This window comes from Streptomyces sp. NPDC005794 (genome assembly GCF_042871445.1).
Lineage (GTDB): Bacteria > Actinomycetota > Actinomycetes > Streptomycetales > Streptomycetaceae > Streptomyces.
This window is the reverse complement of sequence record NZ_JBIAIN010000007.1, coordinates 217,169-242,629: the sequence shown is the minus strand read 5'-3', so window position 1 is coordinate 242,629 and position 25,461 is coordinate 217,169. Positions and strand designations below refer to the sequence as shown.

Here is a 25,461-nt window from a genome sequence, read left to right as displayed (position 1 = left end):
ATCAGTCCACCGTCACGTAATCGGGGCCGGAGTAACGGCCGGTGCTGAGCTTCTGGCGCTGCATCAGCAGGTCGTTCAGCAGGCTGGAGGCGCCGAAGCGGAACCAGTGGTTGTCCAGCCAGTCCTCGCCTGCGGTCTCGTTCACCAGGACGAGGAACTTGATCGCGTCCTTGGTCGTGCGGATGCCGCCCGCGGGCTTCACGCCGACCTGTACACCCGTCTGCTCACGGAAGTCGCGCACGGCCTCCAGCATCAGCAGGGTGTTCGCCGGGGTGGCGTTGGTGGCGACCTTGCCCGTCGAGGTCTTGATGAAGTCCGCGCCCGCCAGCATCCCGAGCCAGGAGGCCCGCCGGATGTTGTCGTACGTGGACAGCTCGCCGGTCTCGAAGATCACCTTGAGCCGTGCGGAGCCGCACTCGGCCTTCACGGCGGTGATCTCCTCGTAGACCTTGAGGTAGTGGCCGGAGAGGAAGGCGCCGCGGTCGATCACCATGTCGATCTCGTCGGCCCCGGCCGCCACGGCGTCGCGGACGTCCGCGAGCTTGACGTCCAGCGCGGCACGTCCGGCGGGGAAGGCCGTCGCGACGGACGCGACCTTCACCTCGGAGCCGGCCAGCGCGGCGACGGCGGTCGCCGCCATGTCGGGGTAGACGCAGACGGCCGCGGTGCGCGGGGTCGTGCGGTCGGTGGGGTCGGGGTGGACCGCCTTGGCGGCGAGAGCCCGGACCTTGCCCGGGGTGTCCGCGCCTTCCAGCGTCGTCAGGTCGATCATCGAGATGGCGAGATCGATGGCGTACGCCTTGGCGGTCGTCTTGATCGAACGGGTACCGAGGGAGGCGGCGCGCGCTTCGAGGCCGACGGTGTCGACGCCGGGCAGCCCGTGCAGGAAGCGGCGCAGCGCACTGTCGGACGCCGTCGCGTCGGAGAATGCGGGAGCAGAGGTGGGCATGGTCACCACATGAGCATATCTACGCGCGTAGCGACCTGTACAGGGCCCCTCTCCGTCCCGGGTCTTCCACGGGCCGGGCGAGGGGGGCCCTCGTCCCGGGCGCCGCTTCAGGCAGAATCGAGACATGACGAGCCCCACACCCCCCGCCGAGCCCGCCCACGCCGACCGGACCTTCCGGTCGGGCGCCGGGCTGGTCGGCGGCGTTCTGCTGATCCTGCTGGTCGGCTGGATCGGCGGCGACGCGGTGGTCCGGGGCGCCGGCTGGGTGCCGTGGCTGGCGCTGGCCTCGCTGCTGACGGTGATCCCGCTGATCGTGGCGTTCACGCTGCGGCCGGCCGTGTTCGCCGACGAGGAACGCATCCGGATCCGCAACCCGTTCCGCACGGTCGTGCTGCCCTGGACGGACGTCTCCACCGTGCGCGCCGCGTACTCGAGCGAGATCTTCACCCACAGCGGTGCGAAGTACCAGCTGTGGGCGGTCCCCGTCTCGCTGCGCGAGCGCAAGCGCGCGGCCAGGAAGGCCACCCGGCAGGCCACCGACGACCCGTACGGCCGGACCTCCGCGAGCGCCGACGTCCGCGACACCCAGGCCCGCGCGGCTGCCGCCGACCGGACGGTGGAGGACCTGCGGGAGCTCGCCGAGCGTGCCGGTCACCGCGAGGAACAGGGCACGACCACCGCGTCGGTGCGCTGGGCCTACGAGGTGATCGCCCCTGCCGTGGTCGGTGCGGTGCTGCTCGTGGTGCTGCTGGCGATCGGCTGAGTCTCCGGATCCGCTGTTCCGCCATGGCGTCGGGGCGGGTGACGGAAACGCGCGGTTGTGCGGGGGCGCGCTCAGCCGGTGCGCGGCGTCGTCAGATTCCCGCGGCCTCCGCCAGGTCCCGCTTGATGCCCGCCAGCAGTTCCGCGCCCTTCGCACGCGCCTCGGGGAGCCCGGCCGCGTCGGCTACCGGGACCACGACCTCCAGGTAGCACTTCAGCTTGGGCTCGGTGCCGCTCGGGCGGACGATCACCCGGGCGCCCGTCAGGTGGTAGCGCAGGCCGTCGGTGGGCGGCAGGGAGTCCGTGCCCTGGGACAGGTCCTCGGCCGAGGTGACGGGGAGGCCCGCCAGGGCGGTCGGGGGGGTCTCGCGCAGGCGCCGCATGGCGTCCGCGATGACCGTCAGGTCCTCGACCCGGACCGACAGCTGGTCCGTGGCGTGCAGGCCGTGTTCGAGCGCGAGGTCGTCGAGCAGGTCGAGGAGGGTGCGGCCCTTCTCCTTAAGTACGGAGGCGAGTTCGGCGATCAGCAGCGCGGCCGTGATGCCGTCCTTGTCGCGCACCCCTTCCGGGTCCACGCAGTAGCCCAGCGCCTCCTCGTACCCGTAGCGCAGGCCGTCGACGCGGGCGATCCACTTGAAGCCCGTCAGCGTCTCCTCGTAGCCGAGGCCCGCCTTGCCCGCGATCCGGCCCAGCAGGGACGACGACACGATCGACTCGGCGAACACGCCGCTGACGCCCCGGTTCACCAGGTGCGCGGCGAGCAGCGCGCCGACCTCGTCGCCGCGCAGCATCCGCCAGCCGCCCTCGGCCGAGGGGTCCGGCACCGCGACGGCGCAGCGGTCGGCGTCCGGGTCGTTGGCGATGACGATGTCCGGGCGGGCCCGGCGCGCGGTCGCGAACGCGAGATCCATGGCGCCGGGCTCTTCCGGGTTGGGGAAGGCGACGGTGGGGAACGCGGGGTCGGGGTCCGCCTGTTCGGTCACCAGCACGGGCTCGGGGAAGCCGGCCCGGGCGAAGGCGGCCGTCAGGACGGAGGTGCCGACGCCGTGCATCGCGGTGTAGACGGTCCGGGCGGTGCGCGGCGAACCGGCGCCGAGGACGGCGTCCGTACGCGCGAGATAGGAGGCCAGGACCTCGTCGCCGAGGGTCTCCCAGCCCGACTCCGGGCGCGGTACGCCGTCGAGCGGGCCGACCGCCGCGATCGCCGCGGCGATCTGCGCGTCGGCCGGGGGCACGATCTGCGAGCCGTCGCCGAGGTAGACCTTGTAGCCGTTGTCGCGCGGCGGGTTGTGGCTGGCCGTGACCTCCACGCCGGCGACGGCCCCCAGGTGCCGTATGGCGTACGCGAGGACGGGGGTCGGCAGCGGGCGGGGGAGCACGGCCGCGCGCAGGCCCGCTCCGGTCATCACGGCCGCGGTGTCGCGGGCGAAGTCGGCGGACCTGTAGCGGGCGTCGTAGCCGATGACGACGAGGCCGCCGCTCTGCCCCTCCGCCTTCAGGTACGCCGCGAGTCCGGCGGCGGCGCGGATGACGACGGAGCGGTTCATCCGCATCGGTCCGGCGCCGATCTCCCCGCGCAGGCCCGCCGTGCCGAACTGGAGCGTGCCCGCGAAGCGGTCGGCGAGCGCGGCGAGGTCACCGGCGTCGATGAGTCCGGCGAGCTCCGCGCGGGTCTCGGGGTCCGGGTCCTCGGCGAGCCAGGCCCTGGCCTGCGTGATGAGGTCCTGCTGCACGGTGTCCGCCTTTCTGCGGGTGCGGGTGCGGGTGCGGGTGCGGGTGCGGGTGGGGGCCGGGACGGGGCCGCTGTGCGGGGCTGCCGGGGGCTCTGCCCCCGGACCCCCGGCGCCTCGAACGCCGGCGGGGCTTGATGTGGCCGGTCAGTGCCTCAAGGACCGGCCAGGCTGATCACGCCGGGCCGGTGCCGCTCAGATCCGGTCCAGGACCCGCGCCAGCAGCGCGCCCATCCGGGTCGCCGAGTCGCGGCCGGCCTGGAGGACCTCCTCGTGGTTGAGGGGTTCGCCGCTCAGTCCCGCCGCGAGGTTCGTGACCAGGGAGATGCCCAGCACCTCCGCGCCCGCCTCCCGTGCCGCGATGGCCTCCAGGACGGTGGACATGCCGACCAGGTCACCGCCCATGACGCGGACCATGTTGATCTCGGCCGGGGTCTCGTAGTGCGGGCCCGGGAACTGCACGTACACGCCCTCTTCGAGCGTCCCGTCGATCTCCTTGCAGAGCGCGCGCAGGCGGGGCGAGTACAGGTCGGTCAGGTCGATGAAGTTCGCGCCCACGATCGGCGACGTCGCCGTGAGGTTGATGTGGTCGCTGATGAGGACCGGCTGGCCGGGGCGCATGCCCTCGCGCAGACCTCCGCAGCCGTTCGTCAGGATGACGGTCCCGCAGCCCGCCGCGACGGCCGTACGGACGCCGTGCGCGACGGCGGCGACGCCGCGGCCCTCGTAGTGGTGCGTGCGGCCCAGGAAGACCAGGGCGCGCTTCTCGCCGATCCGGTACGAGCGAACCGTGCCGCCGTGGCCCTCCACGGCCGGGGCCGGGAATCCGGGCAGTGCGGTGACCGGGAACTCGGCTTCCGGGACGCCGAGCGCATCGCCGGCGGGGGCCCACCCGGAGCCCATCACGAGAGCGACGTCGTGGGTCTCGGCGCCGGTCAGCTCGCGCAGGCGGGCGGCGGCGTCGGCGGCGGCGGCGTGCGGGTCGCCCTGGATCTGGTCCGGAATAACAGATGCGTTCACGCGGATGAGGGTAACCGCTGAATCCCTACGCGCGTAGATGTGACCCCGGAGAGTCTGGCCGGTCGTGTTCGTACCTTCATACAAAAGGGGCCCCGGGGCCCCTTGCTCAGCAAGGGTGCTTGCGGAGGTTCATCACGTAGTCGTGCGGCGCGCCCGCGGACTCGGCGGCGTCCGCCACCTCGCCCAGGTAGCGGGCCGAGGGCAGCCCGCCCTCGTAGCCGTTGAGGACGTACATCCAGGCCGGTTCCTCGCCGTCCAGCGTGTGCACCCGCACCCGCATGCGCCGGTAGATGTCGAGGCCGACACCCTCCCAGCGGTCCATGGAGTCCTCGTCCATCGGCGCCAGGTCGTACAGCGCGACGAACACCTGCGAACGGGGCGCCTCCACCACCGTGGCCAGCGCGCCCTCCCAGCCCATCTGCTCCCCGCCGAACGTCAGCCGCCAGCCGTTGAGCCAGCCCGTGCTGCGCAGCGGGGAGTGCGGTGCGCGGCGCGTCATCAGCCGCGCGTCGAGGTTGCCGGCGTACGCGGCGTAGAGCGACATGGGGTCGAGGGTACGGGAGGCGGCGGGGAGCGTGGCGGTTCCGGCGAGGAAAGACCCCGGTCGAGGGGGGTGCGCGGAGGGGTGGAGGTCCCGCCCCGGCCAGGGGCGTTCCCGTATGGAGGGCCCCGGGGCGAAGCAGCTTGGCGCGTGCGGGACAATGAATTACGTACTGCATACGCCGGGGCGATCCCCCGGACCCCCGGCCGGGGCGGCAGACGGCCGTGGGATGACACCACGCGAGGCGGACATTTCGTGACCCGGATCGTGATCATCGGCGGCGGCCCCGGCGGCTACGAGGCGGCACTGGTCGGCGCCCAGCTCGGCGCGGAGGTGACCGTCGTCGACTGCGACGGCCTCGGCGGCGCGTCGGTCCTCACCGACTGCGTGCCCTCCAAGACCTTGATCGCGACGGCCGAGGTGATGACCACCTTCGACTCCTCCTACGAGGAACTCGGCATCATCGTCGCCGACGACACCCCGCACGTGGAGCAGGCCGCCAGGGTGGTCGGGGTCGATCTCGGCAAGGTCAACCGACGGGTCAAGCGCCTCGCGCTCGCCCAGTCCCACGACATCACCGCCTCCGTCACCCGCGCGGGTGCCAGGGTCATGCGCGGCCGTGGCCGGCTGGACGGCCTCCAGGCCGCCGACGGGTCCCGCCAGGTCGTGGTGACCGCTGCCGACGGCACCGAGGAGCGGCTCACCGCCGACGCGGTGCTGATCGCGACCGGCGGCCACCCCCGGGAGATCCCGGACGCGCAGCCCGACGGTGAGCGCATCCTCAACTGGACCCAGGTCTACGACCTGGACGAGCTCCCCGAGGAGCTCATCGTGGTCGGCTCCGGCGTCACCGGCGCCGAGTTCGCCGGCGCCTACCAGGCGCTCGGCTCGCGCGTGACCCTCGTCTCCTCCCGTGACCGGGTGCTCCCTGGCGAGGACCCGGACGCCGCCGCCGTCCTGGAGGACGTCTTCCGGCGCCGCGGCATGAACGTCATGGCCCGTTCCCGGGCCCAGTCCGCCAAGCGCGTCGGCGACCGTGTCGAGGTCACGCTGGCCGACGGCCGCGTCATCTCCGGCACGCACTGTCTGATGGCGGTCGGCGCGATCCCCAACACCGCGGGCATGGGCCTGGAGGAGTCCGGGGTGCAGCTCAAGGACTCCGGGCACATCCGGACCGACCGGGTCTCCCGCACCAGCGCCCCCGGCGTGTACGCGGCCGGTGACGTCACCGGGATCTTCGCCCTGGCCTCGGTCGCGGCGATGCAGGGCCGGATCGCCATGTACCACTTCCTCGGCGACGCGGTGGCTCCGCTGAACCTGAAGACGGTCTCCGCGAACGTCTTCACCGACCCCGAGATCGCCACCGTGGGTTACAGCCAGGCCGACGTCGACTCCGGCAAGATCGACGCCCGTGTCGTGAAGCTGCCGTTGCTGCGCAACCCGCGCGCCAAGATGCAGGGCATCCGGGACGGCTTCGTCAAGATCCTCTGCCGGCCCGGTACGGGCATCGTGGTCGGCGGCTGTGTCGTCGCGCCGCGGGCCAGCGAGCTGATCCACCCGATCTCGCTCGCCGTCGACAACAACCTGACGGTGGAGCAGATCGCCAAGGCGTTCACCGTGTACCCGTCGCTGTCCGGCTCGATCGCCGAAGTGGCCCGGCAGTTGCACACCCGTAAGAGCGCGGGCGAGGCGTAGTACCGACGGTTCGTCACGACGGCGGGGCCCCTATATCACCAAGGGGCCCCGCCTGTGTACAACTTCTGCTATTCGGCGCAAACTGCTGAAAAGCAACCTACGGTCAGGTTACTGTCAGTTTCGTGTTCGCTGCAGAACGTCGTCAATTGATCCTCGAAATGGTGCGCGCCAACGGGGCGGTATCGCTCCGTGAGCTCGCCCGCGTCGTCCAGACCTCCGAAGTGACCGTACGGCGGGACGTGCGGGCCCTGGAGGCAGAAGGACTCCTCGACCGTCGGCACGGCGGTGCGGTCTTGCCGGGCGGTTTTACGCGGGAGTCCGGCTTTCCGCAGAAATCCCATCGCTCCACCGCGGAGAAAACGGCCATCGCCGATCTGGCGGCCGGTCTGGTCGGTGAGGGCGAGGCCATCGTGGTCGGCGCCGGAACGACCACGCAGGAGCTGGCCCGCCGGCTCGCGCGGGTGCCGGGCCTGACCGTGGTCACCAACTCGCTGCTGGTCGCCCAGGCGTTGGCCCATGCCAACCGCGTGGAAGTGGTGATGACGGGCGGCACCCTGCGCGGGAGTAACTACGCGCTGGTCGGCAGCGGTGCCGAGCAGTCCCTCCAGGGGCTGCGGGTGAGCCGGGCCTTCCTCTCCGGCAGCGGGCTGACCGCGGAGCGCGGTCTGTCCACGTCCAACATGCTCTCGGCGAGCGTGGACCGCGCACTGGTGCAGGCCGCGGCCGAGGTGGTGGTCCTGGCGGACCACACGAAGCTCGGCTCCGACACCATGTTCCAGACGGTGCCGACGGAGTTGATCACCCGTCTGGTGACGGACGTTCCGCCGGCCCACGACGAGCGTGCCGCCACGGAGCTGCAGGCCCTGGCCGACCAGGGCGTGGAGATCACGGTGGCGGGGCCCGATGCGGACTCCGCGGCCGGTGACGGCCTGCCGCCCGGGCGGCAGGCCCGGCAGGAGTTGCCGCTGCCGGGCCAACGCCGTACCCAGGGCGGCCACGGCGGGCCGGGAGGACTCGGCCCGCAGCTGCGGAGCGCCGCCGCGCTGGCGGAGGGGCCGGTGGGACGGGTCGCGGATCTACGTCGCCGGTAAGGGGGCCCGGCGGCGGCCGCCGGGCGGGGTCAGGAAAGGCGCCCTCAGCCGGCGGAAGGGCCCGACGGCGTATGGCCGGCCGGGTCGGCCTTCAGGCCGCGGAGTGTCAGTCGCAGCAGGCGGTCGGCCAGGGCGGGGTCGGCCGGGGTCTGCTCCGCGGCCAGCGCGATCGCGTTCGTCAGCTGCAGCAGGTCGTCGATCGACACATCCGCCCGCACCGAGCCGCTCGACTGCGCGCGCGTCAGTAGCCGCGCCCCGGCCTGACGCAGCGGCACATGGCAGGACGTCAGTGCCGAAGTCTCGTCCCCCGAAGCCGACATGAGTGCTTGTGCCAGACCGCGGTACTCACCCGCATGAGTGACGATCGCACCCAGCCACTCCACCAGCGCGCTGCACGGCTGGTCGTCCTGCGCCAGTTCGCGGGAGCGGGCGAGCAGGGCGGTCAGGGCTTCCTGGAACACCGCGTTCATCAGGGCCTGGCGGTTCGGGAAGTGCCGGTAGAGCGTGCCGATGCCGACGCCCGCCCGCCGGGCGATGTCCTCCAGAGAGGCGTCCGTGCCCTGCGCGGCGAAGGACGTACGGGCCTCGCTCAGCAGCCGGTCGTAGTTGCGGCGCGCGTCGGCGCGCATCGGCCGGGCCGGTGTCGGTGCCGTGCTCATCGCCATCGCCCTGTCCTCCTGGTGTCCGCTCCGCGTCCCAAGGATGCCACTGGGGGCCCGGCAGGTGCCGGGCCCCCAGTGCGGGAAGAACGCGGACTCAGTCCTTGATCTCGCAGATCGCGGCGCCGGACGACACCGAGGTGCCGACCTCCGCGGCCAGGCCCTTGACGGTGCCGGAGCGGTGGGCGTTGAGCGGCTGTTCCATCTTCATGGCTTCGAGGACGACGACGAGGTCGCCTTCCTTGACCTCCTGGCCCTCCTCGACCGCGATCTTGACGATCGTGCCCTGCATGGGGGAGGCGAGGGTGTCGCCGGAGGCGGCGGAGCCGGTCTTCTTCACCGCGCGGCGCTTGGGCTTCGCACCGGCCGCCAGGCCCGTACGCGCCAGGCTCATGCCGAGCGAGGAGGGCAGCGAGACCTCCAGGCGCTTGCCGCCGACCTCGACGACGACGGTCTCGCGGCCGGACTCCTCGTCCGCCTCCGCGTCCGCGGGCGCGGCGAACGGCTTGATCTCGTTGACGAACTCCGTCTCGATCCACCGGGTGTGGACCCGGAACGGGTCCGCGGTGAACGCCGGGTCGGCCACGACCGCACGGTGGAACGGGATGGCGGTCGCCATGCCCTCCACCTGGAACTCCGCCAGCGCGCGCCCGGCGCGCTGCAGCGCCTGCTCACGGGTCGCACCGGTCACGATCAGCTTGGCCAGCAGCGAGTCCCACGCCGGACCGATGACACTGCCGGACTCGACACCCGCGTCCAGACGGACGCCGGGGCCGGTCGGCGGGGCGAACAGGGTGACGGTGCCGGGGGCGGGCAGGAAGCCACGGCCCGGGTCCTCACCGTTGATCCGGAACTCGAAGGAGTGCCCGCGCACGGCAGGGTCGCCGTAGCCGAGCTCCTCGCCGTCGGCGATGCGGAACATCTCGCGGACGAGGTCGATACCGGTGACCTCCTCGGTGACCGGGTGCTCGACCTGGAGACGGGTGTTGACCTCCAGGAAGGAGATCGTGCCGTCCACACCGACGAGGAACTCGACCGTGCCGGCGCCGACGTAGCCGGCTTCCTTCAGGATCGCCTTCGACGCGGCGTACAGCTCCGCGTTCTGCGCCTCGGACAGGAAGGGGGCCGGAGCCTCCTCGACCAGCTTCTGATGGCGGCGCTGGAGCGAGCAGTCACGGGTGGACACGACCACGACGTTGCCGTGGGAGTCGGCCAGGCACTGGGTCTCCACGTGCCGCGGCTTGTCCAGGTAGCGCTCCACGAAGCACTCGCCCCGGCCGAACGCCGCCACGGCCTCACGGACCGCCGAGTCGTACAGCTCGGGGATCTCCTCCAGCGTGCGGGCCACCTTGAGTCCGCGCCCGCCACCGCCGAAGGCCGCCTTGATCGCGATCGGCAGGCCGTTCTTCTCGGCGAACTCCACGACCTCGGCCGACCCCGACACCGGGTCCGGTGTGCCGGCCACCAGCGGGGCACCCGCGCGCTGCGCGATGTGCCGGGCCGCGACCTTGTCGCCGAGGTCCCGGATCGCCTGCGGCGGCGGCCCGATCCACGTCAGACCCGCGTCGAGCACGGCCTGGGCGAACTCCGCGTTCTCCGACAGGAAGCCGTAACCGGGGTGGATCGCGTCCGCTCCCGAATCCTTCGCGGCCTGGAGCACCTTGGCCATGTCCAGATAACTGGCGGCCGGAGTGTCACCGCCCAGAGCGAACGCCTCGTCGGCCGCGCGCACATGCAGGGCATCCCGGTCCGGATCGGCGTAGACGGCTACGCTCCCGATTCCGGCATCCCGGCAAGCCCGAGCAACACGGACAGCGATTTCGCCACGGTTGGCGATGAGCACCTTGCGCACGATGACTCCCTCCTTGAGAACAAGCTGAGTTTAGGGACTACCGACACGGCCGTACGACCCGTCCCCAATAGTGAACTTGCCCACACGGAGTGTGATCCGAGGCTTACTCGAGTCGCGAAATCCCTTGTCGCACCACGGTACGCCGGGATCCTCCACCGCACAGTAGCCACGAAGTGTGGCCCAAGTCTCTGTTCGGACGGTCAACGCCGCGCGGCGTTTCTTTGTGGAGTCCCTACGAACGGCCGAGGGAATCTTTGCCGCGCCGCGCGTAACGGATCCGTTCGTACGCCACCCCTTGTCCGAACCATTACTGGTTAGTAGGGTCCGCGCTACTCGCACGTACTACAGGTAACAGGGGGTGGCGCCGTGGTGCGCAGACCAGTGGCCTTCGTGACCGCGATCGTTCTGTTCGTGGAGGCCGTGGGCATCGTCATCGTCAACGGTGTCCTCGCGACCGTCGCCGGAAACCAGAGCATGTCCCTGGCCGGGATGGATCCGGACGCCATGGTCACCGGTACCTGGGTGATGGGCGGGGTCTCCGGTGTCCTGCTGGTGCTCTGCGGGCTGATCCCGCTGCTGGCCGGGATACGCGACCGGGCCCCGGGCCGCTTCGCCAGGATCGCCCTCATCGCGTGCGCGGTCGTCCACGGGGTGCTGGGCGCGTTCGCGGTGGGGCTGATCGGCTGGGCGGCCTTCGCGTTCCTGATGGTCGTCCTGGCCCTGATCGTGCTGACCCTGGTGGCGTACGACCGGCGTGAACCGGAAGCGGGGAAGGCCGGCGCCGAGCAGGCTCCGGCGCCGGTGTGACGGCGCCGCTCAGACCCACAAGTCGGTGACGGAGACGCCCAGTTCGCCGAGCAGCCGGCGCAGCAGCGGCAGTGAGAGCCCGATGACGTTGCCGTGACTGCCCTCGATCGACTCGACGAACGGCGCCGAGCGGCCGTCCAGGGTGAACGCCCCGGCGACGTGCAGCGGCTCACCCGAGGCGACGTAGGCCGCCACCTCGGCGTCCGTCGGCTCGCCGAACGTGACGACGGTGGACGCGGTCGCCGACGCCGTGCGGCCGGTGGCCGTGTCGATGACGCTGTGCCCCGTCTGCAGGACGCCCGACCGTCCGCGCATGGACTTCCAGCGGGAGGTGGCCTCCTCGCTGTCGGCGGGCTTGCCGAGCGCCTCGCCGTCCAGTTCCAGCACCGAGTCGCAGCCGATGACGAGCGCGCCCGCGGCCTCGGGGCGGGCGGCCACCGCGGCGGCCTTCGCCTCGGCCAGGACGAGCGCCAGCTCACCCGGGGTCGGAGCGGTGAGCGCGTCCTCGTCCACACCGCTGACGATCACCTCGGGGGCGAAACCCGCCTGGCGCAGGAGACCGAGGCGGGCGGGGGAGGCGGAGGCGAGCACGAGGCGGCGCTGAGCAGTCATACCGCCCATCGTAGGGCGGGGCGGGACGCGGAAACCCTCAGCGGGTGCCCAGCACGAACATCGCCACGACCATGGCCAGCGCGAGCAGCAGCCCCGCGCGACGCATCATGTCCTGGGCGTCGCGCAGTTCCTTCGGCGGCTTGTTCTCGGGGTCGGACCACAGCATGGTTCCGATGGTGCTCCGGCCACGGCCGCGGCGCCTGAGTACGCGTACTCAAGCGCCGCTCGACGGGTCCTCAGGAGGGCCAGTACGTCCGCGCCCACGATCGGGGCCCCGGCCGCAGCGCGCCCCGGCGGGCGATCCTGCCCGGGTCCGACCACTCCTCGCGCGGCAGCGGAGCACCGGACGGCACGGTGGCCACCGCCGCCGCGCGCGCCCGGACCACCGCGAGGGCGGCGGCCAGCTCCTCCGGGGTCGGATTGCCCCGTACGACCTTGATCATGGTGACTCCCGGTGGTTAGAGGGGGATGTTGCCGTGCTTCTTCGGCGGCAGAGACTCGCGCTTCGTACGGAGCTGGCGCAGGCCCTTCACGAGGTGGGCCCGGGTGTCGGCCGGCATGATCACCGCGTCGACGTAGCCGCGCTCGGCCGCGACGTACGGGTTGAGGAGGGCGTCCTCGTAGTCGGCCATCAGCTCGGCGCGGATGGCGTCCTGGTCCTCCGCGGCGGCGATCGTGCGGCGGTGCAGGATGTTGACCGCGCCCTGCGCGCCCATCACCGCGATCTGCGCGGTCGGCCAGGCCAGATTCAGGTCGGCGCCCAGGTGCTTGGACCCCATGACGTCGTACGCGCCGCCGAACGCCTTGCGGGTGATGACCGTGATCAGCGGGACGGTCGCCTCCGCGTACGCGTAGATCAGCTTGGCACCGCGCCGGATGATGCCGCCGTACTCCTGGTCGACGCCCGGCAGGAAGCCGGGGACGTCGACGAAGGTGAGGACCGGCACGTTGAACGCGTCGCACGTGCGGACGAAGCGCGCGGCCTTCTCGCTCGCGTTGATGTCCAGACAGCCGGCGAACTGCATCGGCTGGTTGGCGACGATGCCGACCGGGTAGCCCTCGACGCGTCCGAAGCCGGTGAGGATGTTCGGCGCGAACAGCGCCTGCGTCTCCAGGAACTCACCGTCGTCGAGCACGTGCTCGATCGCGGTGTGCATGTCGTACGGCTGGTTCGCCGAGTCCGGGATGAGGGTGTCGAGCTCGCGGTCCTCGTCCGTGGTCTCCAGGTCCGCCTCCTCCGGGAAGGCCGGCGCCTCCGAGAGGTTGTTCGACGGGAGGTAGGACAGCAGGGACTTGACGTACTCGATGGCGTCCTTCTCGTCACCCGCCATGTGGTGGGCCACGCCGGACGTGGTGTTGTGCGTGCGGGCGCCGCCCAGTTCCTCGAAGCCGACGTCCTCACCGGTGACCGTCTTGATGACGTCCGGGCCGGTGATGAACATGTGCGAGGTCTGGTCGACCATGACCGTGAAGTCGGTGATCGCGGGGGAGTAGACCGCGCCGCCCGCGCACGGTCCGACGATCAGGGAGATCTGCGGGACGACACCCGAGGCGTGCACGTTGCGGCGGAAGATCTCGGCGAACAGCCCGAGGGCGGCCACCCCCTCCTGGATGCGCGCGCCGCCGCCGTCGTTGATGCCGATCACCGGGCAGCCGGTCTTCATCGCGAAGTCCATGACCTTGACGATCTTCTCGCCGTAGACCTCGCCGAGCGAGCCGCCGAAGATCGTGAAGTCCTGCGAGTACACGCAGACGGGACGGCCGTCGACCGTGCCGTAACCGGTGACGACGCCGTCCCCGTAGGGGCGGTTCTTCTCGATCCCGAAATTGGTGGACCGGTGCCGTGCGAACTCGTCGAGCTCCACGAAAGAACCTTCGTCGAGCAGGAGACCGACCCGCTCCCGGGCGGTCAGCTTGCCCTTCGCGTGCTGCTTCTCGACGGCACGTGCGGAACCTGCGTGTGTGGCCTCTTCGATACGGCGCTGCAGGTCCGCGATCTTGCCCGCGGTGGTGTGGATATCGCTCTGCGGCTCGGACATCGGGTGGCGGCTCCCTGCCTGATCACGGGGATGGCTGGTGTGTCCAGCAGAAGTGCTGGACCCTGCGTGCTCGACGGCTACCTGCTCGTCGGCCTGGAGGTCGCGCGGTCCGCGCGACCTCTTGGCTACTGACCCGTAGCGTATCGGCGCGGATACGGTTCGGCAGTGCGTCGTTTGCCACACCTAATGTGGGTTGCATGACACCTCCTGATGCGCCGCACAACCGCTGGTCGGACCTCGACAGACCGCCCCTGAACGTCGCGGCGCTCCGCCGCGGGCTGCTGAAGCCCGACGGGCTGTGGACCTCGTTCGACGTCGTCGAGGCGACCGGCTCCACCAATTCCGACCTCGCGGCACAGGCCGCCGCCGGCGGTCTGGCCGAAGGCGCGGTGCTGGTCGCCGAGGAGCAGACCGCCGGCCGGGGACGCCTCGACCGGACCTGGACGGCGCCGCCCCGCTCGGGCCTCTTCCTCTCGGTGTACCTGGTCCCCGGCGACGTACCCGTCGAACGCTGGGGCTGGCTGCCGCTGCTGACCGGTGTCGCGGCCGCGACGGGCCTCGCGCAGTCGGCGGGCGTCGACATGGCACTGAAATGGCCCAACGACCTCCTGGTGACGATCGGCGGCACGGAGCGCAAGACCGGCGGGATCCTCGCCGAGCGGGCCGGGGACGGCGTCGTCATCGGTATCGGCCTCAACGTGTCGTTGCGCGCGGCCGAGCTGCCCGCACCGCACGCGGGTTCGCTGTCGCTCGCCGGAGCGGTCTCCACCGACCGCGAGACCTTGCTCCGGGCCGTCCTGCGTTCACTGGAGCAGTGGTACACGCAATGGCGCGACGCGAACGGTGACGCCGCCGACAGTGGGCTCCAGGCGGCCTACGCGGCGGGCTGCGCCACACTCGACCGGACGGTGCGGGCCGAGCTGCCGGGCGACCGGTCCGTCGTCGGCGAGGCCGTCGCGATCGACGGCGACGGACGGCTCGTGCTGGCCACGGGCGACGGGCTCCAGGAGCCCGTCTCGGCCGGGGACATCGTCCACCTGCGCGGGGAGGAAGGCGGCCTCGTCTGATCCCGGCGGCCCCGCACCTACGGGTGATGTCACGTACGCGCGGGACGCCGGATCAGGAGAGAACCACGCCACCAGGACGTGAGCCAGGGCACACCTGCCGTATCGTTGAGGCGATCCAGCGACAGATCGGCAGGGCAGTGCGCAGGGAACGGGCAGGAGGCGGCCGGTGACCGTCGACGACACGAACTCCGACGACGGCGCGGAGCCCTCGTCGGGACCGTCCGTCCACTCGACACCGCATCACGAGGTCGACCACACGGCCGAACCGACGGACGACCCGCTCGCCATCCGGCTGGAGGCCCTGATCCTGGGGGCCGACCGCCGCTACACGCCGTTCCAGGCGGCCAGGACGGCCGGGGTCTCCATGGACCTGGCGTCCCGTTTCTGGCGGGCGATGGGCTTCGCCGACATCGGGCAGGCCAAGGCGCTCACCGAGGCCGACGTGCTGGCGCTGCGCCGGCTCGCCGGTCTGGTGGAGGCCGGACTGCTCAGCGAGCCGATGGCGATCCAGGTGGCCCGGTCGACCGGGCAGACCACCGCCCGGCTGGCGGAGTGGCAGATCGACTCCTTCCTGGAGGGCCTGACCGAGCCTCCCGAGCCGGGCATGACCCGGACCGAGGTCACCTATCCGCTGGTCGAGCTGCTCCTTCCCGAGCTGCAGGAATTCCTGGTCTACGTGTGGCGGCGCCAGCTCGCCGCCGCCACGGGCCGGGTCGTGCAGACCGGGGACGACGAGGAGATGGTCGACCGTCGCCTGGCCGTGGGCTTCGCCGACCTCGTCGGCTTCACCCGGCTGACCCGCCGGCTGGAGGAGGAGAAGCTCGGCGAGCTGGTCGAGGCCTTCGAGACGACCTCGGCCGACCTGGTCGCCGCGCACGGCGGACGGCTCATCAAGACCCTGGGCGACGAGGTCCTCTTCGCCGCGGACGACGCGGGTACGGCGGGCGAGATAGCGCTCCGGCTGGTCGAGGCGATGGCCCAGGACACGACGATGCCCGCGCTGCGGGTCGGCATCGCGTTCGGCACGGTCACCACGCGCATGGGTGACGTGTTCGGTACGACGGTGAATCTGGCCAGTCGGCTCACGTCGATAGCGCCCAAGGACGCGGTGCTGGTCGACGGCGCGTTCGCCGCGGAGCTGATCAGGAACGGCGACGCCCCCGCCTCCGAGGCCGAGGAGACCGCTGCGGCGGCCGAGCGGGCCCGGCTGGCGGAGAAGGAGGGCCACCGCCCGGACGCGGAGCCACCGCGGCCGACGTACCGCTTCGGGCTGCAGCCGATGTGGCAGCGGCCGGTGCGGGGGCTGGGCGTGGTGGAACCGTGGCTGCTGGCCCGGCGCGGCAAGGCGTCGACCTGACACGTGCGGGGAGGCCGGGCAGGCGTCGTCGAGCCCGCCCGGCGACCCCTGGGCGGGCGCCCGGAGCAGGCCCGCGAAACCGCCCGGTACAACCCTCCGCTCCGGGCGAGGGCGCGTGCTAGATGATGATCGGGTTCGCCTGCACGACGCACCCTGATCCGATCACCACGAGCGTCTCCACCGGTACGGTGTCGAGGATCTTGCCGAAAACGGCGACCGAGTCGGTGCAGTACAGCTGGGTCCGAGCGGTTTCGCCGGCCCGGAGCACGACCGGGCCGTCATGGGGGTAGGAGTGGACGTCGGAGTACGGGTCGGTCCGCACCGCCTTGTCGCAGCCGATGCCGAGGCCGGTGGGAAGCGCCCCCAGCCCTAACCGGGCCGCCAGTTCCTCGATCCTTTCGACGGGATAGCCGAGCGGGGGGTTCTTGAGATCGACCGTGCCCAGCGAGCAGGCCCGTGCCGGGGTGTTCCCAGGGGCGGCCTGGGCCGGTGAGGCCAAGGCGACGGTGGCCAGGACGACGGAGGCGAGAGCGAGAGTCCTCTTCATGTTCCAGATGGTCGCCCCGCACGCGGCCGACAGGTGCGGTCTTCAATCCTTGAGCGCGAAACCTCCGCATTTTCCCGGCGGGGAGGGGAACAGGCCCCGCCGGGCGGGCCTCCGCCTAGGATCCCGGTAACGCTCGTTAACCGGAGGGGTGCAGTCATGGGTGTCACGTCGGAGCAGAGGTTCGGGGATTTCGTCGTCGTACGGCGGCACGAGGGTCAGGATCACGTCGCCGAGCTGGTGCTCGACCGGCCCGAGGCCATGAACGCCGTGAGCACCGCGATGGCGCGCGCCATCGCGGAGGCCTGTGCCGCGCTCGGCGCCGATCAGGGGGTGCGGGCGACCGTGCTCACCTCCAGTCATGAGCGGGCCTTCTGCGTGGGCGCGGACCTCAAGGAGCGGAACTCCTTCACCGACGCCGAGCTCGTACGGCAGCGGCCCACGGCGAGGGCCGCGTACACCGGCGTGCTGGAGCTGCCGATGCCGGTCGTCGCCGCCGTGCACGGCTACGCCCTCGGTGGCGGCTTCGAGCTCGCCCTGGCCTGTGACGTGATCGTGGCCGACCGCACCGCCGTGGTCGGCCTTCCCGAGGTGTCCGTCGGCGTCATCCCGGGCGGCGGCGGTACGCAGCTGCTGCCCCGCCGGGTCGGCGCGGCGCGCGCCGCCGAGCTGGTCTTCAGCGCACGGCGGGTGGAGGCGGCCGAGGCGCGCGAGCTGGGCCTGGTCGACGAGCTGGTCGAGGCGGGCCGGGACCGTGCGGAGGCGCTGGCCCTCGGTGCCCGGATCGCGGCGAACTCGCCGGTGGGGCTCCGGGCCGCCAAGCGGGCGCTGCGGCTGGGGCAGGGGCTGGACCTGCGGGCCGGGCTCGAGGTGGAGGACGCCGCCTGGCGGTCCGTGGCCTTCTCCGGGGACCGGGCCGAGGGCGTCGCCGCGTTCAACGAGAAGCGGAAGCCCAGCTGGCCCGGCGAGTAGGGCCGGCCCGGCCACCCGAAGATCATCAGCGCCGCCAACTGATCACATCGCCGTAAACCTCCCTAAACTGGGGTGATGGGCGGTGATGATGCACGGCTGCGCGCTGTGGTGGGACTGGCACAGACGATGGCGGCGGCCTACACGCCGCGAGAGTCCTGGCGCGCCGCGGCGGTGGGTGCGTGCGAGGCGCTGGGAGGCAGCTTCGCCGCCCTCTCCGTGTGGGAGCGGGAGCAGGGCAGGCTCCGTGTGCTGGTGAACGCGGGGGAGCGGGCCGAAGGGGAGGAGGAGTTCCCCGAGGCCGAGGCCTATCCCGTGCACCAGTTCCCGGAGATCACCGAGTTCCTGCACGAGCGCTGGGCGGGCGGCGGTGAGCCCGATGCCTGGGTGGAGACCGCCGACGGCGCACCGGCCGCCGGTGCGCCGGCCCGGGGCGCCCGTCCGTACTGTCACCAGCGGGTCGCGGCGCTGCGCAGGCGTGGGCGGGGCTGCTGTGTGGTGGCGCCGATCGTGCTGCACGGGCGGGCCTGGGGGGAGCTGTATGTGGCCCGTCCGGCGGGTGCTCCGGTGTTCGACCGGGACGACGCGGACTTCGCGACCGTGCTGGCGGCCGTCGTCGCGGCGGGTATCGCGCAGACCGAGCGCCTGGAGGAGGTCCGCAAGCTGGCCTTCACCGATCCGCTGACCGGCCTCGCGAACCGCAGGGCCGTCGACCTGCGCCTCGACGAGGCGCTGGACCGGCACCGCGCGGAGGGTGCCGTGGTCAGCCTGGTCGTCTGCGACGTGAACGGGCTCAAGGTGGTCAACGACACGCATGGCCACGCGGTCGGCGATCGCCTGCTGGAACGTTTCGGCTCCGTGCTCTCGCTCTGCGGCGCGATGCTCCCCGGCGCGCTGTCCGCACGCCTGGGCGGGGACGAGTTCTGTCTGCTCGCCGTGGGTCCCCCGGCGGACGACGTGGTCCGGGTGTCCGAGGAGCTCTGCGCGCGGGCCGTCGCCCTGGAGCTCGGCGACGGGGTCGCCTGCGGGGTCGCGTCCACGGGTGACGACATCGGCCCGGTCCCGTCCGCCCGTCGGCTCTTCCGGCTGGCGGACGCCGCCCAGTACCAGGCGAAGGCCGCCCACTCCAGGAGGCCGGTGGTCGCCGGGCGCGACGGTGAGGTGATCCGGCTCGCGGACTCCCCGCCCAAGTCCCCCCACGACCGCCGCAGGCTGCGCGGCAATCAGCCCGGGTGAGGGCGTAAGGGGTCCACCGCGCGACCACTCGTGACACGAGGGCTTTCAGTCCGTACGCTTCTGAATATGGATATGCATACAGTCGTGGTGGGGACGTCCGGGACCACCGCCGAGGACGTCGTCGCCGTGGCCCGCCAGGGCGCCCGGGTCGAGCTCTCCGCAGCCGCCGTCGAGGCGCTCGCCGCCGCCCGGGAGATCGTCGACGCCCTCGCCGCCAAGCCCGAGCCGGTCTACGGCGTCTCCACCGGCTTCGGTGCTCTCGCCAGCCGGCACATCAGCCCGGATCTCAGGGCGCAGCTGCAGCGCAACATCGTCCGCTCGCACGCGGCGGGCATGGGCCCCCACGTCGAACGCGAGGTCGTCCGCGCGCTGATGTTCCTCCGGCTGAAGACGCTCGCCTCCGGCCACACCGGCGTACGCCCGGAAGTCGCGCAGACCATGGCCGACGTGCTCAACGCGGGCATCACCCCCGTCGTCCACGAATACGGCTCGCTCGGCTGCTCCGGCGACCTCGCCCCGCTCTCGCACTGCGCCCTGACCCTGATGGGCGAGGGCGAGGCGGAGGGCCCCGACGGCACCGTGCGGCCGGCCGGTGAGCTCCTCGCGGCGCACGGCATCACCCCCGTCGAACTGCGCGAGAAGGAGGGCCTCGCCCTCCTCAACGGCACCGACGGCATGCTCGGGATGCTCGTCATGGCCCTGGCGGACCTGAAGAACCTCTACACCAGCGCGGACATCACGGCGGCGCTCTCCCTGGAGGCGCTCCTCGGCACGGACCGGGTCCTCGCCCCGGAGCTGCACGCCATCCGCCCGCACCCCGGCCAGGGCATCTCCGCCGACAACATGCTGCGGGTGCTCGCCGGGTCGGGTCTCACGGGCCACCATCAGGACGACGCGCCACGGGTCCAGGACGCCTACTCCGTACGCTGCGCACCGCAGGTCAACGGCGCCGGACGCGACACCCTCGCGCACGGGCGGCTCGTCGCGGACCGCGAGCTGGCCTCGGCCGTCGACAACCCGGTCGTGCTTCCGGACGGCAGGGTCGAGTCCAACGGCAACTTCCACGGTGCCCCCGTGGCGTACGTCCTGGACTTCCTGGCGATCGTCGCCGCCGACCTCGGCTCGATCACCGAGCGCCGCACGGACCGGCTGCTGGACAAGAACCGCTCGCACGGGCTGCCGCCGTTCCTCGCCGACGACGCCGGGGTCGACTCGGGGCTGATGATCGCCCAGTACACGCAGGCCGCCCTGGTCAGCGAGCTGAAGCGGCTCGCGGTCCCGGCGTCCGTCGACTCGATCCCGTCCTCCGCGATGCAGGAGGACCACGTCTCCATGGGCTGGTCGGCCGCGCGGAAGCTGCGCACCGCCGTCACCGGCCTCGCGCGGATCGTGGCCGTCGAGCTGTACGCCGCCACGCGTGCCGTCGAGCTGCGTGCCGCCGAGGGGCTGACCCCCGCGCCCGCCTCGCAGGCCGTCATCGGGGCGCTGCGGGCCGCTGGTGTCGAAGGGCCCGGCCCCGACCGCTACCTCTCCCCGGACCTGGCCGCCGCCGACGCCTTCGTGCGGGAGGGGAAGCTGGTCGCGGCCGTGGAGGCGGTGACCGGCCCGCTGGCCTGAGCCCGTACGCGAAGGGCTGCCGCACCCGTACGGGTGCGGCAGCCCTTCACCTGCCTCAGATGCCGGTGACCGGCATCCCGCCCCGGCGCACCGAGTACACGACGAACCCCGCGCCGACGCACAGCGAGACCGCGCCGCCGATCAGGTACGGAGTCGTGTCGAGGCCCGCCCCTGTGTCGGCGAGCGTGTCGTCGGAGGTGAACTCCCCCGTGACGGAGGCCTGTCGGGCCTCGGTGGAGGAACCGGCGGACGAGCCGGTGGAACCACTCTGCGGGCCTGTTCCGTCGGTCGCTTTCGCGGAGGGAACGAACCAGAGAGCGCAGAGCAGGGTGCCTGCCGCTGTGGTGGTCAGCAGCGTGCGACGAGCGATGGACACAGAATCGATCCCCTTGCGACAGCCATCAGTTAGCCCCGTGGGCCGATGCTAAGCAAAGCAGCGGGTCGGAGGAAACTCGCACCTCCTCAGGGCCTTACGCTCCGGCGTATGAGCACTTCGCAGACACCCTCATTTGTTCGGCTTCGCGTGGAGATGGTGCTGGAGATCAGCGACGCGGACGCCCTGACCGGAACGGCGCTGGAGAGCATCGCCGCCGACTTCACCGCCGGCGGAGTCTCCGCCGATGGGTCCGCCGAGGAACGTACGCATGCCGAGGAGACGGTCAGGGAAGACGCAGCGGAGGCCCTCGCCTCGCTGATCGACCCTTTCGATCTGGTCAGCCAGGTGCCCGGGGTCGAGCTCGCCCAGGCCTCCTGGAGCAGCGAGTCGATCGACTACGACCCGGACGCCGAGGACTGGGCCGCCGGAGAGGACGGGGACGAGGCGTACTACGGGATCGAGGACAATGAGACGGACGACGAGGAAGGCGGCGCGCACACGGAACGCTGACGCCCACGGGGCACTCCTCACAGGTGGCGGGAACCGCCGTGGTCAGGGGTGCGTCGATGAGTGGTGTTCCCCACATCTTCGGTGGATGTGGAACGGAAGACCCGGTCACGGTGTTCTTGGAACATTGACGGGGGATCGCCGTCGGGCGACCCTGTCCGGGGATCTTGGGGAATCGGCAACGATGGAGAAGCGTGTGATGACGGACAGCAAGCGGCGCAGGGGCCTCATGACCGCGTCCGCACTGCTCGGCGGCGTACTGGTGCTTTCCGCCTGTAGCGACGACGGCGGATCGGGCAGCGCGAGTTCCGACAGCTCGAAGACGTCACAGGCGCAGGTGGACGAAGCGGCCGCCAAGGATGCCTCCGAGGCGCAGATAACGATCGCGCCGAAGAACGGCGCGACCGACGCGAGCATCAACAACGCGGCGATGGTCACCGTCGCCAAGGGCAAGCTGACCGAGGTCACCATGACCACCGCGGGGGGTGACGCCGTCGAGGGCGCCCTCGCGGGCGACGGCTCCAGCTGGAAGCCGAGCGGGCAGCTCGAGCGTTCGACGACGTACAAGATCAGTGCGACCGCGACGGACTCCAAGGACCGTGAGGCGCACGCCAACAGCTCCTTCACGACCGTCTCGCCGGAGAACAGCTTCATCGGCAACTTCACCCCCGAGGACGGTTCCACCGTCGGCGTGGGCATGCCGGTCTCGATCAACTTCAACAAGGAGATCACGAACCGGAAGGTCGTCCAGGACGGCATCACGGTGACGTCGAGCAGCGGTCAGGAAGTCGTCGGCCACTGGTTCAACAGCAAGCGCCTGGACCTGCGCCCCGAGGACTACTGGCAGGGCGGCTCCACCGTCACGCTGAAGCTGGCGCTGGACGGCGTCGAGGGCGCCGACGGCGTCGTGGGCGTGCAGCAGAAGACGGTCACCTTCAAGGTCGGCCGTAACCAGGTCTCCACCGTGGACGCCAAGGCGCACACCATGACCGTCACCCAGGACGGCAAGACGATCAAGACCATCCCGATCTCCGCCGGTTCGTCGGACAACCCGACGTACAACGGCCAGATGGTGATCTCCGAGAAGTTCAAGGAGACCCGCATGGACGGTTCGACGGTCGGCTTCACGGACGACGACGGCAAGGGTGAGTACGACATCAAGGACGTGCCGCACGCCATGCGGCTGTCCACGTCGGGCACCTTCATCCACGGCAACTACTGGGGTGCCAAGTCGATCTTCGGCAGCGCCAACACCAGCCACGGCTGCGTCGGCCTGTCCGACACCAAGGGCGCCGACGACCCGGGTACGGCCGGTGCCTGGTTCTACAACAACTCCATGCTCGGCGACGTGGTCATCGTCAAGAACTCCCCGGACAAGACCATCGCGGCGGACAACGGCCTCAACGGCTGGAACATGAACTGGTCGGAGTGGACGGCGGGCTCCGCCGCCTGACACCCTGACCTCGCTCTTTCCCCTCCGAAGGCGGCGGCATCCGGATTCTTCCGGGCGCCGCCGCCTTCGGCGTAGGGCCGCCGGCAGCGTTCTCATCCCGCCCTCATCGGAGACTTGACTCCTCATCACGCCCGCTCCATGTCTTCGCGCCATGTTCTTCCATGGCGTAGGCGGCGTCGACGACCGCGCTCGTCCCCTCAGGCCTCGGTGCGAAGACCCGCCCGCGAACGCGCGGCGGAAGCCCTGGAGCAGCGCGTCGCGATCGCCCGGGCGCTGGTGAAGCGGCCGAAGGTGCTGCTCGCCGACGAACCGACCGGCACCCTCGACGGCGCGAGCCTCACAGCCGCCCTCCTCCGGCTGTGAGGTTCGCCACCCGCGCGGCCCCGCGACGTGGGCGTCGCGCGGCCCGCCGTCCTGGCCGGAGCGGGTGTAAGGGGATGGAAGCCCTCATACCGGGCGAGCAATTGTGCTCGCTCCGTGGATGTCGCCCGGGCCGGGCCGGGCAGCGCTGCGAGACTTGCCGGGTGCAACGGCCCCCACGGGCCGGTGGCGCCTCCGGGGACAGGGAGCGCCGACGCGCACGATCCCACCCACGGAAGGTCTTGATCAGATGCCGGTCAGCTCCGACTCCCTCACCCCGCGCACCGCCGAGAACCGCGTCATCGAGCCGCTCTACGCGGAGATCCTGCGGCGCAACCAGGGCGAGGGCGAGTTCCACCAGGCGGTGCGCGAGGTCCTCGAAACCCTGGGCCCCGTGCTGGCGCAGCGCCCGGAGTTCGTCGACGCCCGCATCATCGAGCGCATCTGCGAGCCCGAGCGCCAGCTCATCTTCCGCGTGCCGTGGTCGGACGACGCCGGTGACATCCACGTCAACCGTGGCTTCCGCGTCGAATTCTCCAGCTCGCTCGGCCCGTACAAGGGCGGACTGCGCTTCCACCCCTCGGTCAACCTCGGCATCGTGAAGTTCCTCGGCTTCGAGCAGATCTTCAAGAACGCCCTCACCGGCATGCCGATCGGCGGCGGCAAGGGCGGGGCGGACTTCGACCCCAAGGGCCGCTCGGACGCCGAAGTCATGCGCTTCTGCCAGTCGTTCATGACCGAACTCCACCGCCACCTGGGTGAGTACACCGATGTCCCCGCCGGTGACATCGGCGTCGGCGGCCGGGAGATCGGCTACCTCTTCGGCCAGTACAAGCGGATCACCAACCGCTACGAGTCCGGTGTCCTCACCGGAAAGGGCCTCGGCTGGGGAGGCGCCCAGGCGCGCACCGAGGCGACCGGCTACGGGTGCGTCCTGTTCACCGCCGAAATGCTGCGCGTGCGCGGCGAGTCCCTCGACGGCCAGCGCGTCGCGGTGTCCGGCTCCGGCAACGTGGCCATCTACGCCATCGAGAAGGCCCAGCAGCTCGGCGCGACCGTCGTGACCTGTTCCGACTCGGGCGGCTACGTCGTGGACGAGAAGGGCATCGACCTCGAACTGCTCAAGGAGATCAAGGAGACGGGCCGCGGCCGGATCTCCGAGTACGCCGAGCGGCGCGGCGAGACGGTGCGGTACGTCGAAGGAACGGGCGTCTGGAACGTCCCCGTCGACGTGGCACTGCCCTGCGCCACCCAGAACGAACTCCACGAGACCGACGCCCTCGCCCTCGTACGCAACGGGGTGAAGGCGGTCGCCGAGGGCGCCAACATGCCCACCACCCCCGACGCCGTCCAGATCCTCCAGAAGGCGGGCGTCGCCTTCGCCCCCGGCAAGGCGGCCAACGCGGGCGGAGTGGCCACCAGCGCCCTGGAGATGCAGCAGAACGCCTCGCGCGACTCCTGGACCTTCGCCCACACGGAGGAGCGGCTGGCGCAGATCATGCGTCACATCCACGACTCCTGCCACACCACGGCCGAGAAGTACGGCAGCCCCGGCAACTACGTGGTGGGCGCGAACATCGCGGGCTTCGAGCTGGTCGCGGACGCGATGCTGGCGCAGGGCCTGATCTGACCGTGAGGCTCGGGGCGGGAGCCCCGGGGGCTTCGTCGGGCGTCCACTACCGCTGCACGCTCGACCCGGCGGCGGACGTCCCTGCGCGCTGCTGGCGCAGTACGCCGGCCCGCAGGGCAACATCGGCGGCTGACGGCCCCTCGCGGCAACGCCGTTCTGCCGTCAGCAGATCCGCCCGGCGCGGAAGGCTTTCCCCTCCCGCGCCGGGCACACCGCTCCTAGGCTGGGACGATGAGCAGCCACGCGCCGAACCGTGCCCGCGTCATCCCCCTGCGCCCCGCTCCTCCCGCCAAGGAGCCCCTCTGGCGGGACGTCGTCGGGGACGTCCTGCGCCGCGAGCGCCTCGCCCAGGAGCGGACGCTCAAGGACGTGGCCGAGGACGCCCGGATCTCCGTGCCGTACCTCTCCGAGGTCGAACGTGGCCGCAAGGAGGCCTCGTCCGAGGTCCTCGCCGCGGCGGCCCGCTCGCTCGGTCTCGGGCTGGCCGACGTGCTGTCCCTGGCCCAGCGGGACCTCGCCAGGCACAGCAGCCGGACCGCACCCGCCCGGCCCTCCATGGGCGAGGTGCGGCTGGCCGCCTGAGCCGCC

At 71.5% G+C, this 25,461-nt stretch carries 25 protein-coding genes and 1 pseudogene; 14 read left to right on the top strand and 12 right to left on the bottom strand.

The annotated features are described in order from the left end of the window. Position 1 precedes the first annotated feature (1 nt). Positions 2-949 (bottom strand): deoxyribose-phosphate aldolase, encoded by a 948-nt coding sequence (deoC, locus tag ACFYQ5_RS14045; protein WP_389197484.1) that lies wholly within the window; start codon positions 947-949, stop codon positions 2-4. Positions 950-1,073: 124 nt separating this feature from the next. Between deoC and ACFYQ5_RS14040 the strand changes: the two genes are divergently transcribed. Next, positions 1,074-1,712, top strand: coding sequence for a PH domain-containing protein (locus ACFYQ5_RS14040; protein WP_389197299.1), 639 nt, complete (start codon positions 1,074-1,076; stop codon positions 1,710-1,712). A 91-nt stretch (positions 1,713-1,803) separates the two neighbouring features. On the opposite strand, the gene ACFYQ5_RS14035 is transcribed toward ACFYQ5_RS14040, so the two are convergent. The 3 genes from ACFYQ5_RS14035 to ACFYQ5_RS14025 form a co-directional block, all read right to left on the bottom strand. Next, positions 1,804-3,444 (bottom strand): phospho-sugar mutase, encoded by a 1,641-nt coding sequence (locus tag ACFYQ5_RS14035; RefSeq protein WP_389197297.1) that lies wholly within the window; start codon positions 3,442-3,444, stop codon positions 1,804-1,806. A gap of 192 nt (positions 3,445-3,636) precedes the next feature. Continuing rightward, a complete protein-coding gene (locus ACFYQ5_RS14030) occupies positions 3,637-4,461 on the bottom strand; it encodes a purine-nucleoside phosphorylase (protein WP_389197295.1) in 825 nt (274 codons plus the stop codon). A gap of 106 nt (positions 4,462-4,567) precedes the next feature. Next, positions 4,568-5,005, bottom strand: coding sequence for a gamma-glutamylcyclotransferase (locus ACFYQ5_RS14025; RefSeq protein ID WP_031096722.1), 438 nt, complete (start codon positions 5,003-5,005; stop codon positions 4,568-4,570). A gap of 252 nt (positions 5,006-5,257) precedes the next feature. Here ACFYQ5_RS14025 and ACFYQ5_RS14020 point away from each other — a divergent pair, with 252 nt between their 5' ends. Further along, positions 5,258-6,697: an NAD(P)H-quinone dehydrogenase gene (locus tag ACFYQ5_RS14020; RefSeq protein WP_389197293.1), complete on the top strand. Its 1,440-nt coding sequence runs from the start codon at positions 5,258-5,260 to the stop codon at positions 6,695-6,697. A gap of 122 nt (positions 6,698-6,819) precedes the next feature. Next, positions 6,820-7,788: a DeoR/GlpR family DNA-binding transcription regulator gene (locus ACFYQ5_RS14015; RefSeq protein ID WP_389197291.1), complete on the top strand. Its 969-nt coding sequence runs from the start codon at positions 6,820-6,822 to the stop codon at positions 7,786-7,788. A 44-nt stretch (positions 7,789-7,832) separates the two neighbouring features. Here ACFYQ5_RS14015 and ACFYQ5_RS14010 read toward each other — a convergent pair whose 3' ends face one another. Together ACFYQ5_RS14010 and ACFYQ5_RS14005 are read right to left on the bottom strand one after the other, a co-directional pair. Next, positions 7,833-8,453 (bottom strand): TetR/AcrR family transcriptional regulator, encoded by a 621-nt coding sequence (locus ACFYQ5_RS14010; RefSeq protein WP_389197289.1) that lies wholly within the window; start codon positions 8,451-8,453, stop codon positions 7,833-7,835. Between the two features lie 91 nt (positions 8,454-8,544). Next, positions 8,545-10,299, bottom strand: a complete 1,755-nt coding sequence (locus tag ACFYQ5_RS14005) for an acetyl/propionyl/methylcrotonyl-CoA carboxylase subunit alpha (protein ID WP_389197287.1) — start codon at positions 10,297-10,299, stop codon at positions 8,545-8,547. A 366-nt stretch (positions 10,300-10,665) separates the two neighbouring features. Here ACFYQ5_RS14005 and ACFYQ5_RS14000 point away from each other — a divergent pair, with 366 nt between their 5' ends. Then, the gene (locus ACFYQ5_RS14000; protein ID WP_389197286.1) at positions 10,666-11,106 is read left to right on the top strand and encodes a hypothetical protein; all 441 of its coding nucleotides are present in this window, start codon (positions 10,666-10,668) and stop codon (positions 11,104-11,106) included. Positions 11,107-11,115: 9 nt separating this feature from the next. On the opposite strand, the gene ACFYQ5_RS13995 is transcribed toward ACFYQ5_RS14000, so the two are convergent. The 4 genes from ACFYQ5_RS13995 to ACFYQ5_RS13980 form a co-directional block, all read right to left on the bottom strand. Then, positions 11,116-11,727 carry a nucleoside triphosphate pyrophosphatase gene (locus ACFYQ5_RS13995; protein WP_389197284.1) on the bottom strand — a complete coding sequence of 204 codons (612 nt, stop codon included), beginning with the start codon at positions 11,725-11,727 and terminating at the stop codon, positions 11,116-11,118. 28 nt (positions 11,728-11,755) lie between these two features. Continuing rightward, a complete protein-coding gene (gene mmpB / locus ACFYQ5_RS13990) occupies positions 11,756-11,884 on the bottom strand; it encodes a morphogenic membrane protein MmpB (RefSeq protein WP_099174806.1) in 129 nt (42 codons plus the stop codon). Between the two features lie 70 nt (positions 11,885-11,954). Then, positions 11,955-12,161, bottom strand: coding sequence for an acyl-CoA carboxylase epsilon subunit (locus ACFYQ5_RS13985; RefSeq protein ID WP_389197282.1), 207 nt, complete (start codon positions 12,159-12,161; stop codon positions 11,955-11,957). Positions 12,162-12,176: 15 nt separating this feature from the next. Then, entirely contained in the window at positions 12,177-13,757 is a 1,581-nt protein-coding gene (locus ACFYQ5_RS13980; protein ID WP_389197280.1) for an acyl-CoA carboxylase subunit beta, read from the bottom strand. A gap of 197 nt (positions 13,758-13,954) precedes the next feature. On the opposite strand from ACFYQ5_RS13980, the gene ACFYQ5_RS13975 reads away from it, so the two are divergent. Next, positions 13,955-14,824, top strand: a complete 870-nt coding sequence (locus tag ACFYQ5_RS13975; protein WP_389197278.1) for a biotin--[acetyl-CoA-carboxylase] ligase — start codon at positions 13,955-13,957, stop codon at positions 14,822-14,824. Between the two features lie 166 nt (positions 14,825-14,990). Beyond that, positions 14,991-16,181, top strand: a complete 1,191-nt coding sequence (locus ACFYQ5_RS13970; protein WP_389197276.1) for an adenylate/guanylate cyclase domain-containing protein — start codon at positions 14,991-14,993, stop codon at positions 16,179-16,181. Positions 16,182-16,299: 118 nt separating this feature from the next. Here the strand turns inward: ACFYQ5_RS13970 and ACFYQ5_RS13965 are convergent, their stop codons facing one another. Further along, positions 16,300-16,728 (bottom strand): hypothetical protein, encoded by a 429-nt coding sequence (locus tag ACFYQ5_RS13965; protein ID WP_389197274.1) that lies wholly within the window; start codon positions 16,726-16,728, stop codon positions 16,300-16,302. A 156-nt stretch (positions 16,729-16,884) separates the two neighbouring features. Between ACFYQ5_RS13965 and ACFYQ5_RS13960 the strand changes: the two genes are divergently transcribed. From ACFYQ5_RS13960 to hutH, 3 genes are all read left to right on the top strand, one after another. Then, positions 16,885-17,697 (top strand): enoyl-CoA hydratase/isomerase family protein, encoded by an 813-nt coding sequence (locus ACFYQ5_RS13960; protein WP_389197272.1) that lies wholly within the window; start codon positions 16,885-16,887, stop codon positions 17,695-17,697. 75 nt (positions 17,698-17,772) lie between these two features. Further along, a complete protein-coding gene (locus ACFYQ5_RS13955) occupies positions 17,773-18,930 on the top strand; it encodes a diguanylate cyclase domain-containing protein (RefSeq protein WP_389197270.1) in 1,158 nt (385 codons plus the stop codon). A 66-nt stretch (positions 18,931-18,996) separates the two neighbouring features. Beyond that, a complete protein-coding gene (gene hutH, locus ACFYQ5_RS13950; RefSeq protein WP_389197269.1) occupies positions 18,997-20,547 on the top strand; it encodes a histidine ammonia-lyase in 1,551 nt (516 codons plus the stop codon). A 55-nt stretch (positions 20,548-20,602) separates the two neighbouring features. On the opposite strand, the gene ACFYQ5_RS13945 is transcribed toward hutH, so the two are convergent. Next, the gene (locus tag ACFYQ5_RS13945; protein WP_389197267.1) at positions 20,603-20,923 is read right to left on the bottom strand and encodes a hypothetical protein; all 321 of its coding nucleotides are present in this window, start codon (positions 20,921-20,923) and stop codon (positions 20,603-20,605) included. 108 nt (positions 20,924-21,031) lie between these two features. On the opposite strand from ACFYQ5_RS13945, the gene ACFYQ5_RS13940 reads away from it, so the two are divergent. The 5 genes and pseudogenes from ACFYQ5_RS13940 to ACFYQ5_RS13920 all read left to right on the top strand — a co-directional run bounded on the left by ACFYQ5_RS13940 (position 21,032) and on the right by ACFYQ5_RS13920 (position 25,455). Next, on the top strand, positions 21,032-21,433 hold the full coding sequence (locus ACFYQ5_RS13940; protein WP_389197265.1) for a hypothetical protein: 402 nt from the start codon (positions 21,032-21,034) through the stop codon (positions 21,431-21,433). A gap of 181 nt (positions 21,434-21,614) precedes the next feature. Next, complete coding sequence (locus ACFYQ5_RS13935) at positions 21,615-22,883, top strand: Ig-like domain-containing protein (RefSeq protein WP_389197263.1); 1,269 nt, start codon at positions 21,615-21,617, stop codon at positions 22,881-22,883. 182 nt (positions 22,884-23,065) lie between these two features. Then, positions 23,066-23,210: pseudogene (locus tag ACFYQ5_RS13930) on the top strand (ATP-binding cassette domain-containing protein); the annotation flags it as partial. 283 nt (positions 23,211-23,493) lie between these two features. After that, positions 23,494-24,873 carry an NADP-specific glutamate dehydrogenase gene (gene gdhA / locus ACFYQ5_RS13925; protein ID WP_389197262.1) on the top strand — a complete coding sequence of 460 codons (1,380 nt, stop codon included), beginning with the start codon at positions 23,494-23,496 and terminating at the stop codon, positions 24,871-24,873. Positions 24,874-25,104: 231 nt separating this feature from the next. Then, on the top strand, positions 25,105-25,455 hold the full coding sequence (locus ACFYQ5_RS13920) for a helix-turn-helix domain-containing protein (protein ID WP_389197260.1): 351 nt from the start codon (positions 25,105-25,107) through the stop codon (positions 25,453-25,455). Positions 25,456-25,461: the final 6 nt, after the last annotated feature.